At 71.3% G+C, this 16545-nt stretch carries 10 protein-coding genes; 9 read left to right on the top strand and 1 reads right to left on the bottom strand.

Going from position 1 to position 16545, the window contains the following annotated elements; genetic code table 11:
• The first annotated feature begins 170 nt into the window (after positions 1-170).
• From DEJ21_RS13925 to DEJ21_RS13915, 3 genes are all read left to right on the top strand, one after another.
• Positions 171-1301: an ROK family transcriptional regulator gene (locus DEJ21_RS13925; protein WP_111224981.1), complete on the top strand. Its 1131-nt coding sequence runs from the start codon at positions 171-173 to the stop codon at positions 1299-1301.
• Positions 1302-1405: 104 nt separating this feature from the next.
• Positions 1406-3421 carry a beta-galactosidase gene (locus DEJ21_RS13920; protein WP_111224980.1) on the top strand — a complete coding sequence of 672 codons (2016 nt, stop codon included), beginning with the start codon at positions 1406-1408 and terminating at the stop codon, positions 3419-3421.
• Positions 3418-5577, top strand: a complete 2160-nt coding sequence (locus tag DEJ21_RS13915; RefSeq protein WP_258375074.1) for an alpha-galactosidase — start codon at positions 3418-3420, stop codon at positions 5575-5577. The genes DEJ21_RS13920 and DEJ21_RS13915 overlap by 4 nt, the downstream gene beginning before the upstream one ends.
• Positions 5578-6027: 450 nt before the next feature.
• Here DEJ21_RS13915 and DEJ21_RS13910 read toward each other — a convergent pair whose 3' ends face one another.
• Complete coding sequence (locus DEJ21_RS13910) at positions 6028-8574, bottom strand: glycoside hydrolase family 2 protein (protein ID WP_111224979.1); 2547 nt, start codon at positions 8572-8574, stop codon at positions 6028-6030.
• A 116-nt stretch (positions 8575-8690) separates the two neighbouring features.
• Between DEJ21_RS13910 and DEJ21_RS13905 the strand changes: the two genes are divergently transcribed.
• Genes DEJ21_RS13905 through DEJ21_RS13880 form a run of 6 tightly spaced genes read left to right on the top strand, consistent with a single transcriptional unit; the run spans position 8691 to position 16433 of the window.
• Entirely contained in the window at positions 8691-10376 is a 1686-nt protein-coding gene (locus DEJ21_RS13905; protein WP_111224978.1) for an ABC transporter substrate-binding protein, read from the top strand.
• Positions 10377-10410: 34 nt separating this feature from the next.
• On the top strand, positions 10411-11400 hold the full coding sequence (locus tag DEJ21_RS13900; protein ID WP_071247140.1) for an ABC transporter permease: 990 nt from the start codon (positions 10411-10413) through the stop codon (positions 11398-11400).
• 14 nt (positions 11401-11414) lie between these two features.
• Complete coding sequence (locus DEJ21_RS13895) at positions 11415-12455, top strand: ABC transporter permease (protein WP_111023919.1); 1041 nt, start codon at positions 11415-11417, stop codon at positions 12453-12455.
• Positions 12452-13408 (top strand): ABC transporter ATP-binding protein, encoded by a 957-nt coding sequence (locus DEJ21_RS13890; protein WP_111224977.1) that lies wholly within the window; start codon positions 12452-12454, stop codon positions 13406-13408. The genes DEJ21_RS13895 and DEJ21_RS13890 overlap by 4 nt, the downstream gene beginning before the upstream one ends.
• Positions 13405-14298 carry an ABC transporter ATP-binding protein gene (locus DEJ21_RS13885; protein ID WP_111224976.1) on the top strand — a complete coding sequence of 298 codons (894 nt, stop codon included), beginning with the start codon at positions 13405-13407 and terminating at the stop codon, positions 14296-14298. Before DEJ21_RS13890 ends, DEJ21_RS13885 begins: the two co-directional genes overlap by 4 nt.
• Positions 14295-16433, top strand: a complete 2139-nt coding sequence (locus tag DEJ21_RS13880; protein WP_111224975.1) for a glycoside hydrolase family 36 protein — start codon at positions 14295-14297, stop codon at positions 16431-16433. The genes DEJ21_RS13885 and DEJ21_RS13880 overlap by 4 nt, the downstream gene beginning before the upstream one ends.
• Positions 16434-16545 lie beyond the last annotated feature (112 nt).

Here is a 16545-nt window from a genome sequence, read left to right as displayed (position 1 = left end):
ACTGCAAGGGGGACCTTGTGGGAGAGTAGGACGCCGCCGGACTTAACGTAGTAAGAACCAGGGAACCCCTGACCATTCGTGGTCAGGGGTTTTCTGCGTTTACCGCCCGTTCTGGGTCCTTGTCGACGGGGACCGGTCAGGCCGTAGGATCAGCCGACGACGGAGGAACGATGACCGAAGCCTGGCCGGCCCTGCCCGACGGCTCCCGACTGGCGCTGCGGGAGATCCTCATCCACGGGGTGCTCTCCCGCGCCGAGATCGCTCGGTCACTCGGGCTCTCTCGGGCGAGTCTCACGCGGGCGATGCGCATCCTCGTGTCACAGCGGCTCGTGGTCGAGGTCGGCACTGATGTTCGCGGCGCCACCGGCCGCCCGTCGGAGCTCCTGCAGGTGAGCAGCGGGCAGTGGGAGTTCCTCGGCATCAAGCTCACGAAGGACCGTCTGTACGCCGCGGTCACGGACCTGGGCGGACGGGTCCTCGCCCTGCACGAAGAGGCGATCGACGACACCGCCGCCGAGCCGCTCGCGGAGCAGATCGCGGCGGTGCTCGCCCGGCTCCGGGATGCGCACCCGGCGATCTGTGCGATCGGGGTCTCGCTGCCCGGTGACGTCGTGGTGCGCGCGGGGGAGTCCGTCGTCGCGGCGTCGGTGTTCCTCGGGTGGCACGAGGTGCCGTTTGCCCGGATGCTCGAGGAGCGGACGGGGATCGCCACGTTCACGGCGAACGACGTCCACGCGCTCACGGCGAAGGAGCACTGGTTCGGTGCGGGTGCCGGTCGCGGGTCGATGGTGCTCGTGACGGTCGGTGAGGGCCTGGGCCTCGGGCTCATCGCGAACGGGCAGGTCTCCACCGGGGAGCACGGGCGACTGGGGCGCATCGGGCACCTTCCAGTCCTCGGGGGCGGTCCGGACTGTGGCCTCGGTCACGCCGGGTGCGCCTCGAGCTACCTGCCGAGCCCGGTCATCGTGCGGAACGCCGGGCACGCGGGGAAGACGTACGACCAGGTGGTCGAGCTCGCCCGGGACGGCGACGAGGGCGCCCTCGCAGCGTTCGAGGATGCCGGCCGCGCCCTCGGGGTCCTGCTCGCCACCGCGGTGCACATCGCAGACCCCTCGGCGATCGTCCTGACGGGTGACGGGCTGCCCGTGTACGACCTGGCGCGGGCGACCGTCGACGAGTCGATGCGAGCCGCACTGGCGCCGTACACCGAGCCGGTCACGGTGGAGGTGCAGCCGTTCGAGTTCTCGGAGTGGGCACGCGCGGGGGCGGTCCTCGCCATCCGTCGGCTGCTGGGGGAGTAGCCCGCGTCCGGCCTTGCAGAGCTGTCGACGCGTTAGTTACACACGTTGACAAACGCGGACGCAAACGGGAGGCTTGAGCGGTCCACACCATCGAAGGAGATGCCGTGACCGCTGCCCCCACCGTCCCGTGGCCGACCGACGGCCTGTCGTTCGGCGGCGACTACAGCCCCGAGCAGTGGCCCCGGGAGACCTGGCTCGAGGACGTTCGCCTGATGCGTGAGGCCGGGGTGAACCTGGTCACCGTCGGGGTGTTCTCGTGGGCACTGCTCGAGCGGTCGCCGGGGGACTTCACGTGGGAGTGGCTCGACGACGTGCTCGCGCTGCTGCACGAGAACGGCATCGCGGTGGACCTCGCGACGCCGACCGCTGCACCACCGAACTGGCTGCTGACCGCACACCCGGAGATCCTCCCGGTGGACGCCACGGAGCGGCGAGAGCGACCGGGTGGACGACTCGGGTGGTGCCCGGCCTCCGAGCTGTTCCGGGAGTACGCACTCCGCATGGTCGACGCGCTGGCGGAGCGGTACGGCCGGCATCCCGCGGTGCGGCTCTGGCACGTGAGCAACGAGCTCGGCGGCGGCAACGGCCGGTGCTACTGCGAGGAGTCGGCAGCGGACTTCCGGCACTGGCTCGTCGCGAAGTACGGCGACGTCGAGGCCGCGAACGACGCGTGGGGCACGGCCTTCTGGGGGCACCCGTACACCTCGTTCGACGAGGTCTCGCCGCCGCGCGGTGTCGGTGGTGCGCCGAACCCCGGGCTCGCGCTGGACTTCGAGCGGTACTCGTCCGACGCCCTGCTCCGCCAGTACGACGCCGAGAAGGCCGTCATCGAGCAGCACTCGGACGTGCCGGTCACGACGAACTTCATGGTGGGCGCCGGGTCGCAGGTCGTCGACTACGCCGGATGGGCGAAGCACGTGGCGATCGTCGCCAACGACCACTACACGCTCGTCGACGACGCCCGCCGCGAGCAGGACCTCGCGCTGGCCGGTGACCGGATGCGCGGGATGTCGGCAGACCGCCGTCCCTGGCTGCTGATGGAGCACTCGACGGGTGGCCCGAGCTGGCAGCAGCGCAACCGCGCCAAAAAACCGGCCGAGCTCGTCCGGAACGCCCTGGCGCACGTCGCACACGGGTCCGACGGGGCGCTGTTCTTCCAGTGGCGGGCCTCCACCGCGGGCGCGGAGCAGTTCCACTCGGCGATGCTCCCGCACGCCGGCACCCGCACACGCATCTGGCGCGAGGTCCTCGCCCTCGGCCGGGCGCTGCAGGACCTCGCACCCGTGCAGGGCACCCGCGTCGAGCCGGCCCGGGTTGCGATCGTCGTGGACGAGGACTCCGGGTGGGCCGTGCAGTCGGGGCTCAAGCCGCACCGGGGCCTGCGCTACGGTCGAGAGCTCCGCGCCTGGCACCGCGCGTTCCACGACCGGCAGGTGCTGACGGACGTGGTCCCCGCCGACGCCGACCTGGACGGCTACGACGTGGTCGTCGTGCCCACGATGCTCATCGTCGACGACGCGACCGCCGCGCGGTTGTCCGCCGTGGTGGACCGCGGCGCCACCCTGATCGTCACGTACCTGTCCGGCGTCGCCGACGAGACCGCGCGCATCCGCACCGGCGGATACCCGGGAGCGTTCCGCCAGGTGCTCGGCGCCTGGAGCGAGGAGTTCACCCCGCTGCAGCGCGACGAACGCTGGGCCCTCGACGACGGCGAGGTCGTCACCGACTGGGCCGAAGCGGTCGTGCTCGAGGACGCCGAGTCCGTGCTCCGGTACACCGACGGCCCGCTCGCGGGCCGGCCCGCCGTCACGCGCCGCGCCGTCGGCGGCGGCGCCTGGTACGTGTCCGCGATGCTCGCGGACGACAGCATCCAACGGCTCGTGGACGGGGTGATCGCGGAGCGGGGGATCCTGCGGACGGTCACCGGGCCTCCCGGCCTGGAGGCGGTGCGTCGCGTCGGCGACGACGGTTCCGCCTTCCTGTTCCTCGTCAACCACCGTGCTGACGACGTCACGGTCGTCGCGTCCGGGACGGATCTGCTCGACGGGTCCGGCCACGGGCCGGACACCGTCGTGCCGGCCGGACGCGTCCGCGTGCTGCGCGAGGAGCGGGTTTCGTGACCGTCGTGGAGCGCGAGTCGGCAGCCGTCGGTGCAGGCGATCGACGGGTGCACGTGCTGCGATCAGCCGGGGTGTCGCTGGTGCTGGCCTCCGCGGCGGACGGGCTCCCCGAGGTGCTGCACTGGGGTCGGGACGTCGGGCCGGTCGCACCGGACGACACGGCCGACCTGCTGCTCGCACTCGGTCGGCCGCTCGGACCGAGTGCGCTCGACGCGCGGTGGCCGCTCACGGTGCTGCCGACCGAGCGCGACGGATGGGAGGGGCGACCGGGGATCACGGGGCACGTGGACGGGATGCCGCTCGTGCCGCGGTGGCGTGACGTGGTGGTGATCCGTGACGACGAGCGGATCGTCGTGACCGCCGAGTCGGACTCGTTGGCGCTCCGGAGCGAGTTCGCGCTCGACTCCGCGGGGGTGCTGCGGGTGCGGCACACGGTGACGAACACCCACGCTGAGCCCGTGCACGTGCAGGCGCTCGAGGCGACGCTGCCCGTCGGCGAGCGGGTCACCGAGGTGCTCGACCTGGGCGGACGGTGGACCCGTGAGCGCACCCCGCAGCGCCGGGCAGCGACGGCCGGGAGCCACGCACGGGAGAGCCGTCGCGGGCGGACGGGGCACGATTCACCGACGTTGCTCGTGCTCGGGACGCCCGGGTTCTCGGACTCCGAGGGCGAGCTGTGGGCGGTGCACCTGGCCTGGAGCGCGGACTCCGTGTACCGGTACGACCAGCTCGCCGAGGCGCGACCATTGCTCGGTGCCGGAGAACTGCTGCGTGCCGGCGAGGTCGTGCTCGGCGAAGGGGAGTCGTTCGCCGCCCCCGACGCCGTGTTCGTGTGGAGCGACACCGGGATCGACGGGCTGTCCGACCGCCTGCACGACTCGTTGCGCAGCCGCCCGGGGCACCCGCGACGACCCCGGCCCGTGGTGCTGAACACGTGGGAGGCCGTCTACTACCGGCAGGAGCTCGAACCCCTGGTGGCACTGGCGGAGACGGCGGCGGACATCGGCGTCGAGCGGTTCGTGCTCGACGACGGGTGGTTCCTCGGCCGGCGGTCGGACTCGACCTCGCTCGGGGACTGGCGCGTCGACCCGACGGTGTGGCCGGACGGGCTGGCACCGCTCGTCGACCGCGTACGTGCGCTCGGCATGGAGTTCGGGCTGTGGTTCGAGCCCGAGATGGTCAGCCCGGTGTCCGAGCTGGCGGAGGCCCACCCCGAGTGGATTCTGCAGCGCCCCGAGGACGACGTCCGCACGTGGCGGAACCAGTACGTGCTCGACATGGCGAACCCACTGGCCCGGCACCACGTGCTCGAGAGCATGTCCCGGGTGATCGGTGAGCACCACGTCGACTTCGTGAAGTGGGACCAGAACCGGGACATCGTGCACGCGGTGCACGCGGGACGCGCCGGCATCGACGCGCACACCCGCGGCGTGTACACGTTGATGGACGAGCTGCGTGCGCGGCACCCGTGGCTCGAGATCGAGGCGTGCGCGAGCGGCGGTGCCCGGATCGACCTCGGCGTGCTCGAGCGCACCGACCGGGTGTGGCCGTCGGACTCGAACGACGCCTTCGAGCGACTGCCGATCCAGCGCTGGACCGAGGCACTGCTCCCGCTCGAGCTGATCGGCTCGCACGTCGGGCCGGAGATCTCGCACACCACGGGCCGGCACCTCGACCTGGACTTCCGGATGGCGGTGTCGTTGTTCGGCTCGGCCGGCATCGAGACCGACATCACGAAGCTGTCGCCCGAGGAGCTCGACCGGCTCCGGGCCTGGACGGCGCTGTACCGACGGGAGCGCGGGCTGCTGCACTCCGGGCGGCTGCGGCACCTGGACCTCGGAGACCCGGGAACGGTGGCGACGTCGGTCGTGGCCACCGACCGTTCGCGGGCGCTGGTGCGGGTGGCGCGGACGGAGACGGGGCCGAGGTCGTTGCCGGTGCCGCTCCGGGTGCGCGGACTCGACCGGTCGCGGCGCTACCGGCTCGCTCCGGTGTCCGGGCTCGCTGTGCCGCGTGGGCTCGACATGGTGCCGCCGGAGTGGCTCGTGCGCGGACACCTGGAACTGACCGGCGCCGTGCTCGAGGACGTCGGCGCACGGCTCCCGCTGCTCGCACCCGCGACCGCGATCGTGCTGGAGCTCCGCGCGATCGACTGAGCGCCGTCAGCCGCGCTGCTTCGGCGGGGGAAGCGTTTCCTGGTCGGCGACGTGACGGTTCTGGTTCGCGATCCTCGGGGATCGTGAACCAGAACCGTCACGCGTCGAGAGGAAATGTCCGTCTCCGGGCGATCGGTGTGGGAGCGCCGCGCTGCGAACGAGGTGGCGGTGCAGGACGGCCCCTCCGTCCGCGGGCTGCGGTGTTGCGGGCTGCCGGCTGCGTCGTTGGACGCTGCAGGCTGCGGTATCGCGGGTGGCAGTGGTGCGGGTGTGGGTGCGGGTGGGAGCGGTGCGGTGCGAGCGGCGGTGCTGCCGGGTTGCGGGTGCGGCGGAGGTGCACGGGCGTGCTCGGGTGACGGTTCCGGTTCGCGAACCCGGGGGATCGTGAACCGGAACCGTCAGCGGCGCGAGGGAACGTCGCCGTCCCCCCCCCCCCCCAGGGCACCCGGGTCAGGGCAGGAGCGAACCCGCGTGGCGGAGGACGAGCGGGTGGACGAGCTCCTGTGCAGCGATGCCCGGCGCGCCCGACACCGTGAAGGTCACCGACTCGCCGGGGAGCAGGGACACCAGGCCGTCGTCGACGCGGGCGGCCGCATCCACGCGGTCGGGGAACAGCGAGACGTCGCGCGCGTACGCCGTCGCCGTCACGGTGACCGTTGCGCCGTCCGCCGTCGCCGACACCACCGTGGACAGGGGCGAGGGTTCGAGTGCCTGGTCGACGACCTCGGCGAAGTCGTGCACGGTGCGGGTGCCGGCTCCCGTGACGACGAGGACCTCGGAACCGGGGTCGCCCGGTACCGCGAGCGACGATGGCAGCTGCACCCGGTCGGCATCGGCGGGGGCGGCCGCGAGCATGAACGACGACGACTCGAGCACGGTGCCGTCGAACGCGACGCGGGAGACCGTGACCTCGTCGGCGACCGGCGCCCCGGACGCGTTGACGAGGACGACGTCCAGACCTCCGTCGTCGTCGCCCTGGGCACCGGACGACGGCTGCACGGTGAGCAGCACGGGCTGGTAGGCCTGCCGGACGGCGTACCAGACGGGCTTCCGGATGCCGGCGTGGTCGACGAGGGCCCACGACACCACGGGCCAGTCGTCGTTGAGCTGCCAGACGACCATGCCGGTGTTGTCGGGCGTGCGGGAGCGGAACCACTCCATGCCGAAGCGGATCGCGTGCGCCTGGTTGAGCTGTGCGGCGAAGTGCCAGTCCTCGATGGAGGTCGGCTCGGGCAGGTGCCCCCGCATGCCGGCGGCGAGCTTCCGGTTGCCCTGGTCGGCCTTCTGGTGCACGAGCATCTCGTGGCCGTCTGGGTCGAGAGGCTCGTCGTGCACCACCGCGGTCAGGGTCGACCACGCCGGCGGGCCCTGGAACCCGAACTCGGCGACGAACCGCGGCTCCCAGTCGGCGTAGGCGCGGTAGTCGAGGCGGTTCCAGACGTCCCAGATGTGCACGCTGCCGTTCCGCTGGTCGTTCGGCGTCAGGTACTCGTCGAACGAGAACGGGCTGCCCGGCGTGTACGGCCGGGTCGGGTCCAGCTCGGCGACGACCGACGGCAGCAGGGAACGGTAGTAGCCGTTGCCCCAGGTGCGGCCGACGAGCGACGGCCGCCAGCCCCACTCGGCGTAGGCGACGAGGTTCTCGTTGTTGCCGTTCCACACGACGAGCGAGGGGTGCGGGCTGAGGCGGGTGACGGCCTCGCGGACCTCGGGCTCGACCTCGTCGGCGAGCCAGGGCTCCTCGGCGTAGGCGGCACAGGCGAACAGGAAGTCCTGCCACACCAGGACGCCGAGCTCGTCGCACCGGTCGTACAGGTCGTCGGACTCGTAGATGCCGCCGCCCCAGATGCGCAGCAGGTTCATGTTCGCGTCGATCGCGTCCTGGATCCGGTCCGCGTAGCGCTCGGGCGTCATCTCGGTCAGGTAGGCGTGGTCGGGGATCCAGTTCGCCCCGCGCACCATGACCGGACGGCCGTTCACGCGGAGCAGGAACGGCGCGCCGCCGGCGTCGGCGGCGGTGTCGAGCGTGACCGTGCGGAAGCCCACGCGGCCGGTCCACACGTCGTCGCCGACCTCGACCCGGACGTCGTACAGCGGCTGGTCGCCCTCGCCGCGGGGCCACCAGACGGCGACGTCGGGGACCTCGAGGCGGACGGTCGCGGCGCCGTCGACGACGGGACGTGCGCCGACGACCCGGCCGGCGGTGTCGGAACCGGCGTGTCCGGCGGACGCGGGGTGCGGGGCCAGGGTGATCCGGGCCTCCAGGCCGGTGCCCGCGGAACCGTCCGCGGACGCGACGGGCGCGCTGCCGATGGCCTGCGAGAAGGAGCCCGTGGAGCCGGCGTGCTCGACGTCGACGTGGGCCGTCAGCACCCCGGTGGTGCCGTCGAGGTCGACGAGCGGGCGGACGGCCGCGATGCGGACGCCGCTCCAGGACTCGATGCCGATCGACTTCCAGATGCCGCTCGTGGCGACGTCGACGCCCCAGTCCCACCCGAAGTTCGACGCGTTCTTGCGGAGCGCGTTGTAGGGGTGGTGGTTGACGTGCGGCAGTTCGCCGCCGTGCAGGGCGGACAGCCGCTCGGCGGCGGGGACGGGCGCGTCGAACGTGACGACGAGCTCGTTCGTGCCCGGTCGGAGCAGGTGCCCGACGGGGAACCGGTACGAGCGGTGCTGGTTGGCAGTGGTCGCGACGACGATGCCGTTGAGCTCGACCGTGGCGAGGGTGTCGAGGCCCTCGGCGACGAGGTCGTGGCGGGTCTCGTCCGGCGCGGTCCACTCGAAGGTGCGGCGGTAGCGCCAGACGGTGTCGCCGATCCACTGGGTGGCGGCCTCGCCGTCGCCGTCGAACGGGTCGGGGATCCGCCCGGCCCGCAGCAGGTCGGTGTGCACGCAGCCGGGGACCTGCGCCGCGACCGGTTCGCGGTGCTCCGCCGACTGCTCGGGCCCGGTCACCGCCTCGAGGGTCCACGTGCCGTCCAGGGTGGTCCGCTCCATTGCGTCTCCTCATCGTTACGGGGCCGTGACCCGACCCCTTGACCGCCTTAGTTTACGCGTGTAACAATCACGCTCACAACGTGGACCCTGCGACGACGCAGACCGAGAGGACAACGATGTTCAACCCAACCCGTTCACGGCTCGCCATCGGCGGCGCCGTTCTCCTCGCAGCCGGCCTCGCGCTCAGCGGCTGCAGCTCCAGCGGCACCGCCAGCACGAAGGACGCCGCTGCCTCGACCCTGGTGGCGTACACCGGCCAGTCCGGCGACTACCAGATCAACTTCAACCCCTGGTCGCCGTCCAACATCGGCGGCGTCGGCACGATCTACGAGTCGCTCTTCTTCATCACCAACGTCAACACGAAGGACCCGAAGCCGCTGCTCGGCAAGTCCTCCGAGTGGAACGACGACGGCACGCAGCTCACCATCACGCTGCGCGACGGAGCCACCTGGAGCGACGGCGAGCCCTTCACCTCGAAGGACGTCGTGTTCACGCTCGACATGCTCAAGAAGCAGAAGGCCCTGAACTCGATCGGCTACGACGGCACCGCGAAGGCCGACGGCGACGACAAGGTGGTCGTCTCGTTCGACAAGCCGTCGTTCGTGCTCGGCCCGAACCTGCTCGGCAAGACCTGGATCGTGCCCGAGCACCTGTGGAAGGACATCGACCCGACCACCGACGTCGTGCGCGAGCCCGTCGGCACCGGCCCGTACACGCTCGGCACCTTCAAGGCGCAGGCGTTCACCCTCGAGGCGAACAAGAAGTACTGGGACGGTGCCCCGGCCGTGAAGACCATCCGCTACCTGTCGCTCTCCGGCAACACCGCCGGCGCCGACGCACTGAAGCAGGGGTCGATCGACTGGCAGACCGGCCCGGTGCCGAACATGGACGACATCCCCGCCAACTACAACGGCTACGACGGCATCACCGTCGGCCAGAACCAGATGGCCCTGCTGACCTGTGCGAACACCGACCTGGGCTGCGCCGGCCCGCAGACCGACCCGGCCGTCCGCCACGCGATCGCCGACGCCATCAACCGCAAGCAGCTCAACTCGCTGGCGTTCGAGAACACCGCGAGCGAGATCTCCCCGACCTTCGCGCTCACCACGACGCAGAAGGACACCATCTCGAAGGACATCGAGCCGGCCGTGATGCCGGAGACCGCCGACACCGACGCGGCCGCCTCGACCCTCGAGGACGCCGGGTGGAAGAAGGGCTCCGACGGCATCTACGCCAAGGACGGCAAGAAGCTGTCGCTCACGGTCGAGGTCGTCACCGGGTGGACGGACTACATCACCGCGATCGACACGATGACGCAGCAGCTCAAGGCCGCGGGCATCGAGCTCAAGGCGCAGCAGTCGTCGTGGAACGAGTGGACCGACAAGAAGACCAAGGGCAACTTCGAGCTCGCGATCGACTCGCTCGGCCAGGGCCCGACGGCGAACCCGTACTACCTGTACAACAACTACTTCACGACGGCCAACACCGCCAAGGTCGGCGAAGCAGCCCCGATGAACATCTCGCGGTACAGCAACCCCGACGTCGACAAGGCCATCGCGAAGCTCGCCACGATCAACCCCGAGGACACCGCGGCGACCCAGCCCGAGCTCGACACGATCCAGGAGCACATCGTCGAGGACCTGCCCTACATCCCCGTGATGACCGGCGGCACGACGAGCGAGTTCCACGCGGCGAAGTTCACCGGCTGGCCGACGGAGGACGACCTGTACGCGTTCCCGGCGGTCTGGGCGAGCCCGGACAACGCCGAGATCTTCAAGGCGCTCAAGCCGGCGAAGGGCTGACACCGATGGGATCGCGACCGAGGGGCACTCGACGATGACCTACTTCCTGCGCAAGATCGGCTTCTACGTCGTCGCACTCTGGGCGGCCCTGACGCTGAACTTCATCATCCCCAGGCTCCTGCCCGGCAACCCGGTGGACATCCTGCTCGCCAAGCTCCAGCAGCGCGGCGGGCAGGTGACCCCGGCGACCCGGGAGGCGTACGAGCTGCTCCTCGGTGGCGATTCCTCGGAGCCGCTCATCTCCCAGTACGGCCACTACCTGGTCAACGTGTTCCGCGGTGACCTCGGCGTGTCCGTCAGTTACTTCCCGGCACCCGTCACCGAGGTGATCGGCAGTTCGCTGCCGTGGACCATCGCCCTGGTCGGGATCGCCACCATCGTGGCCGCGATCATCGGCGTCGGCCTCGGGGCCTTCGTCGGGTGGCGGCCCGGCACCTGGCTCGACTCCTTCGTGCCGGCCACCACCCTGCTCGCCGCGGTGCCGTACTTCTGGCTCGCGCTGATCCTGGTGTACTTCTTCGCGACCGGACTCCACCTGTTCCCGGCGCAGGGCGGCTACGACGTCATCCTGACGCCCGGGTTCAACTGGGACTTCATCGTCTCGGCGGTGCAGTACGGGGTGTTGCCGGCGGTGACGATCGTGCTCGCGTCGCTCGGCGGCTGGCTGCTCGGCATGCGCAACATGATGGTGTCGACGCTGTCCGAGGACTACATCACCACCGCGCAGGCGAAGGGCCTGTCCGACGGCAAGATCCTGCGGAACTACGCCGCCCGGAACGCCGTGCTGCCGTCCGTCGCCGGCTTCGCGATCTCCCTCGGGTTCATCGTGTCCGGTTCCGTCGTCACCGAGCAGGTGTTCTCGTACCCGGGCATCGGGTCGAAGCTGCTGTCCGCCGTGACGAACAACGACTACGCGCTCATGCAGGGCATCTTCCTGTTCATCACCCTGGCGGTCCTCGGCGCGAACCTCGTCGTCGACCTGCTGTACGGACTGATCGACCCGCGCACGCGGGCCCGGAGCTAGGGGAGGAGACGACCATGACCAACATCCAGCAGGAGACCGAGCCCACCATCGGCGCGCTGACCGAGGAGGCCGACAGCACCACGTCGATCGCCACCCGGCGCGCGTCGAAGGGCGGCATCCGTCGGTTCCTCCCCACCCTCACCCCCTGGCTCGTCACGGGCATCGCGCTCGTCGCCGGCGTCACGCTGTTCGGGGTGATCGGACCGCTGCTCGTCGGCGACCCGACCACCATCCGCGACACCGGGCTGCAGGGACCGAGCGGCTCGAACGTCCTCGGCACCACCCAGACCGGTCAGGACGTCCTGGCCCAGCTCGCCTTCGCCACCCGGGGCAGCCTGCAGATCGGGCTCATCGTCGGCGTCCTCGCCACGGTGCTGTCCGCGTTCTTCGGCATCCTCGGCGCCTACCTGGGCGGGATCATGGACGAGGCGTTCTCGCTGTTCTCGAACGTGTTCCTCGTCATCCCCGGCCTGCCGCTGGTCATCGTCATCTCCGGTCTGGTGCCGCGTGAGGCCCGCGGGCTCTGGACCATCGCCGTCGTCCTGGCGATCACGTCGTGGGCCGGGTCCGCCCGGGTGCTGCGCGCGCAGACGATGTCGATCCGCAACCGCGACTACGTGTCCGCTGCCCGGGTCGCCGGCGAACGGCCCTGGCGGGTCATCGCCGTCGAGATCCTGCCGAACCTGCTGCCGGTGCTGGCGTCGCAGTTCGTGTTCGCGGTGATCGCCGCGATCCTCGGGGAGGCGGGGCTGTCGTTCCTCGGGCTCGGGGCGTCGAACTCCTCGACGCTCGGCACGATGCTCTTCTACGCCCAGAACGGCTTCGCGCTGGCGAACGGCGCCTGGTGGTGGTTCGTGCCGCCGGGCCTGCTCATCGCCCTGCTCGGCATGGGCCTGTCCCTGGTGAACTTCTCGATCGACGAGGTCATCAACCCGCGACTCGCGAACGTGCGTGCGCAGCGACGGCGCGACCGTCGTGCGAAGCGTGCGGCCCGCTCGGGAGGCCCGGCCCGCGTCGCCACCGCCGGTCACGACACGAAGGGGGTCGCCCGATGAGCGCCACCGACACCGCACGACCGGTCACCTCCGGCGCCACGGGCGACGGCCGCCGGCCGGCCGTGCTGACCATCGACCACCTCGACGTCGTGTACGAGACCGAGCACCCCGTGCACGCCGTCAGGGACGTCTCGCTCACCCTGGCGCCCGGCGAGATCCTCGGGCTCGCGGGGGAGTCGGGCTGCGGCAAGACGACCCTGGCGTACGCCATCACCCGGCTGCACCGGCCGCCGGCGAAGGTCACGTCGGGCAGCATCAGGTTCCACGACCGCGACGGAACCGACGTCGACCTGCTCGGCCTGCCGCACGAGCAGCTCCGGGCCGTGCGGTGGTCGAAGCTGTCGATGGTGTTCCAGGGAGCCATGAACGCGCTCAACCCGGTCACCACGATCCGCGCCCAGCTCGACGACGCCCTGGTCGAACACCGCAAGGGCATGCCCCGCAAGGAACGACGGGCCATCGCCGAGGACGCTCTGCGCCGCGTCGGCGTCGACCCGTCCCGCATCACCGCGTACCCGCACGAACTGTCCGGCGGCATGCGGCAGCGCGTGATGATCGCGATGGCGATGCTGCTCGAACCGCAGATCATGATCATGGACGAGCCGACCACCGCGCTCGACGTCGTCGTGCAGCGGGAGATCCTGCGCGAGATCGTCCGACTGCGCGACGAGCTCGGGTTCGCCGTCGTGTTCATCACCCACGACCTGCCGCTGCTGCTCGAGATCAGCGACCGGATCGCGATCATGCTCCGCGGCGAGGTCGTCGAGTGCGACCGCGCAAGCGTGATCCAGCACGACCCGCAGCACCCGTACACGCGGAAGCTGCTGCAGTCGTTCCCGAGCCTGTCCGGAGCCCGCGGCGCGTTCATCCGCACCGGGGTCGAGGACGGCGCCGAACCCGAGACCGACACCCGGGCCGTCGTGGTCCAGGCAGCACAGGAGACGGACCGATGACCAGTGTGACCGTCAGCCACCTCGGCAAGGACTTCCACACCCGCAAGGGCCTGAAGCGCACCACCCTGCGGGCCGTCGACGACGTGTCGTTCGACCTGCTGCCCGGCCGGACCGTCGCACTCGTGGGGGAGTCCGGCTCGGGCAAGTCCACCATCGCGCGGATGCTCGCCAAGCTCGAGACCCGGACGCGCGGCTCGATCGACGTGCGGCTCGAGGACGGCACCCCCGTCGAGGGCAGCATGTACCGGCGGCACGTGCAGATGGTGTTCCAGGACCCGTTCGCCTCGCTCAACCCGTTCCACTCGATCGAGCACCACATCGCCCGACCGCTGCAGCTGCACCACCGGGCCCGCGGCGCCGACGAGACCGCCGACAAGGTGCGGGAACTGCTCGGCCGGGTGAACCTCGACGAGGACTTCGCGTCACGGCGGCCGCACGAGCTCTCCGGCGGGCAGCGGCAGCGCGTCGCCATCGCCCGCGCACTCGCCCCGGGCGCGCAGGTGCTCATCGCCGACGAACCGGTGTCGATGCTCGACGTCTCGATCCGCCTGAGCGTGCTCAACCTGCTCGGCCGACTGCAGCGCGAGGACGAGCTCGCCGTGCTCTACATCACGCACGACCTGGCGACCGCGCGGCACTTCTCCGACGAGATCCTCGTGCTCTACCGCGGCCGGGTGGTCGAGCGGGGGCCGTCGGACGCCGTCATCCTCGACCCGCACCACGACTACACCCGGCTGCTCGCCGAGGCCGCCCCCGACCCGGAGCGCACCGAGCGCCGGATCACCGCGGGGCCGCCGCTCGACCGGACGAAGATCGACAACACCACCTGCTACGACCACACGGTCGGGGACTGGGTGTCGAGCGAGCCCGCACCGATCGGGGCGCGATGAGCGACGGGTCGACGTTCGTCGACTGGGTCACCGACGGGTTCGCGGCACGGTTCCGGGTCGGTGCGGACCAGCCCGCGGCGCTCGTGTCGTTCGTGCCGGCCGGCGGAGCGTCGGCCGGCGGAGTGCTCGCCGGTGGCACGCTCGCCGACGGGCCGGACGACCCGCAGCCGCTCGTCGAGCTGACGACGATCGGGCACGGGCGGTTCCCGGGCGGGTTCCGGCACGTGGACTCCACGATCGGGGCGCGACTGCGCCCCGTGTCGCACCACGTGCACGACGACGGGACCGACCTGTGGTTCCGGATCGTGCAGGCGGACGCGACCACGGGCCTCCAGGCCGAGTCGGTGTTCCGGGCGCGCGCCGGCGTGCCCGCGTTCCAGACGTGGACCGAGGTGTCGGCAGAGCACGGTGAGCACGTCGTCGACTCCGTGTCGTCGTTCGCGACCGGAGCGTTCCTGACCGACTCGGGCGCCACCGTCGACGAGCTCTCCCTCGTGCACGCCGAGAACGACTGGGCAGCGGAGAGCCGGTGGCGGACCGATCCGCTGCGGTCGATCGGGCTCGCGGCGATCGACCGGGAGGCCCAGCACCACCCGCCCCGCAGCCGCGCCGTCGTGCAGAACCGCGGCTCGTGGTCGACCGGCGAGGCGCTGCCGATCGGGGTTCTGCGGGCGGAGGACGCTGCGTCGCTTCCGTACGCGCTCGTCTGGCAGATCGAGCACAACGGGCCGTGGCTGTACGAGCTCGGGGAGACCCGGCGGCACGCCTACGTGCTGCTGAGCGGCCCCACCGACCAGGAACACCAGTGGACCGCAGTCGTCACACCGGATCGGCCGTTCACCTCGGTGCCGGTGTCCGTCGGGATCGCCGGGTCGGTCGACGACGCCTTCGGGGTGCTCACCCGGCAGCGTCGGGCGTTCCGGCACGTGCGGGAGGCCGACCGTGCCCTGCCCCTGGTGTTCAACGACTACATGAACACGCTCATGGGCGACCCGACCACCGAGAAGCTCCTGCCGCTCATCGACGCTGCCGCCGACGCCGGAGCGGACCTGTTCTGCATCGACGCCGGCTGGTACGCCGAGGGACACTGGTGGGACACCGTCGGAGCGTGGGAGGAAGCGGCATCGCGGTTCCCGACGGGGCTCGGATTCGTCATCGACCACATCCGTGCGCGCGGCATGCAGGCCGGCCTCTGGCTCGAACCCGAGGTCATCGGCATCCACTCGCCGTTGGCCTCGACCCTGCCGTCGTCCGCGTTCGTCGAGCACCACGGGGTCCGGGTCGCGGAGCACGGGCGGCACCTGCTCGACCTGCGCTCGCCGGAGGCCCGCGCACACCTCGACTCGGTGGTCGACCGGCTCGTCGGGGAGCTCGGCGTGACGTTCTTCAAGATGGACAACAACACGATGACCGGGCCGTTCGCCGGGATGGTCGAGCACCAGCGGGCGCTGCTCGACTGGCTCGACGCGGTGCAGGAGCGGTACCCGGCGCTGCTCATCGAGAACTGCGCCTCGGGTGCGATGCGTGCCGACGGGGCGATGCTGGCCCGCCTGCACATGCAGTCGACGTCGGACCAGCAGGACCCGGTGTTGTCCGCCACGATCGCCGCCGCCGCTCCCGCCGCGATGCTGCCCGAGCAGGCGGGGAACTGGGCGTACCCGGCGCCGACGATGGACCCGGAGCTGTTCACGCTGTCGCTCGTGAACGGGGTGCTCGGGCGGATGTACCTGTCCGGGTACCTCAACGAGATGTCGGCGTCGCAGCGTGCGGTGGTCGGTGACGCCATCGCTGCGCACCGGCAGGTCCTGGACGTCGTCGAGGCGTCCGTGCCGGTCTGGCCCCTCGGGCTGCCCGCCTGGGAGGACCCCTGGGTCGCACTCGGCCTGCACGCTGCCCCTGGCGCCCTGTACCTGTCGGTGTGGTCGCTGCCCGGTGCGTCGGCGTCGGTGTCGTTGCCGCTGCCAGCGTTCGCCGGGCAGGCGGTGGTCGTCGAGCCGCTGTTCCCGACGGCACTCGGGTCGTGGTCCGTGGCGTGGGACGCCGCTTCGGGCTCGCTCGAGGTCGCGAACGGCGGATCGACCCCCACAGCGCGGGTGCTCCGCGTCCGGTCGCAGGAGGCGGACGCGGGGGCCTGAGCGGGCGCGCGTCGCGATGGCAGGGCGCGCGCTGGAGCGGACGGGAGGCACGGTGCGGGCAGGCACCGTGCCTCCCGTTTCGTCGGTGGTCGCGTCCACGGCGGGGGGGGCG

Origin of the sequence: Curtobacterium sp. MCSS17_006, from assembly GCF_003234215.1 — a bacterium.
Taxonomy (GTDB): Bacteria; Actinomycetota; Actinomycetes; order Actinomycetales; family Microbacteriaceae; genus Curtobacterium; species Curtobacterium flaccumfaciens.
This window is presented reverse-complemented; position numbering and strand designations above follow the sequence as displayed.

Bases quoted from the DNA above. Each gene is read 5' to 3' on its own strand.
- DEJ21_RS13925 (WP_111224981.1), top strand. From the start codon at position 171: ATGACCGAAGCCTGGCCGGCCCTGCCCGACGGCTCCCGACTGGCGCTG.
- DEJ21_RS13910 (WP_111224979.1), bottom strand. From the start codon at position 8,574: ATGGAGCGGACCACCCTGGACGGCACGTGGACCCTCGAGGCGGTGACC.
- DEJ21_RS13905 (WP_111224978.1), top strand. From the start codon at position 8,691: ATGTTCAACCCAACCCGTTCACGGCTCGCCATCGGCGGCGCCGTTCTC.
- DEJ21_RS13900 (WP_071247140.1), top strand. From the start codon at position 10,411: ATGACCTACTTCCTGCGCAAGATCGGCTTCTACGTCGTCGCACTCTGG.
- DEJ21_RS13895 (WP_111023919.1), top strand. From the start codon at position 11,415: ATGACCAACATCCAGCAGGAGACCGAGCCCACCATCGGCGCGCTGACC.
- DEJ21_RS13890 (WP_111224977.1), top strand. From the start codon at position 12,452: ATGAGCGCCACCGACACCGCACGACCGGTCACCTCCGGCGCCACGGGC.
- DEJ21_RS13885 (WP_111224976.1), top strand. From the start codon at position 13,405: ATGACCAGTGTGACCGTCAGCCACCTCGGCAAGGACTTCCACACCCGC.
- DEJ21_RS13880 (WP_111224975.1), top strand. From the start codon at position 14,295: ATGAGCGACGGGTCGACGTTCGTCGACTGGGTCACCGACGGGTTCGCG.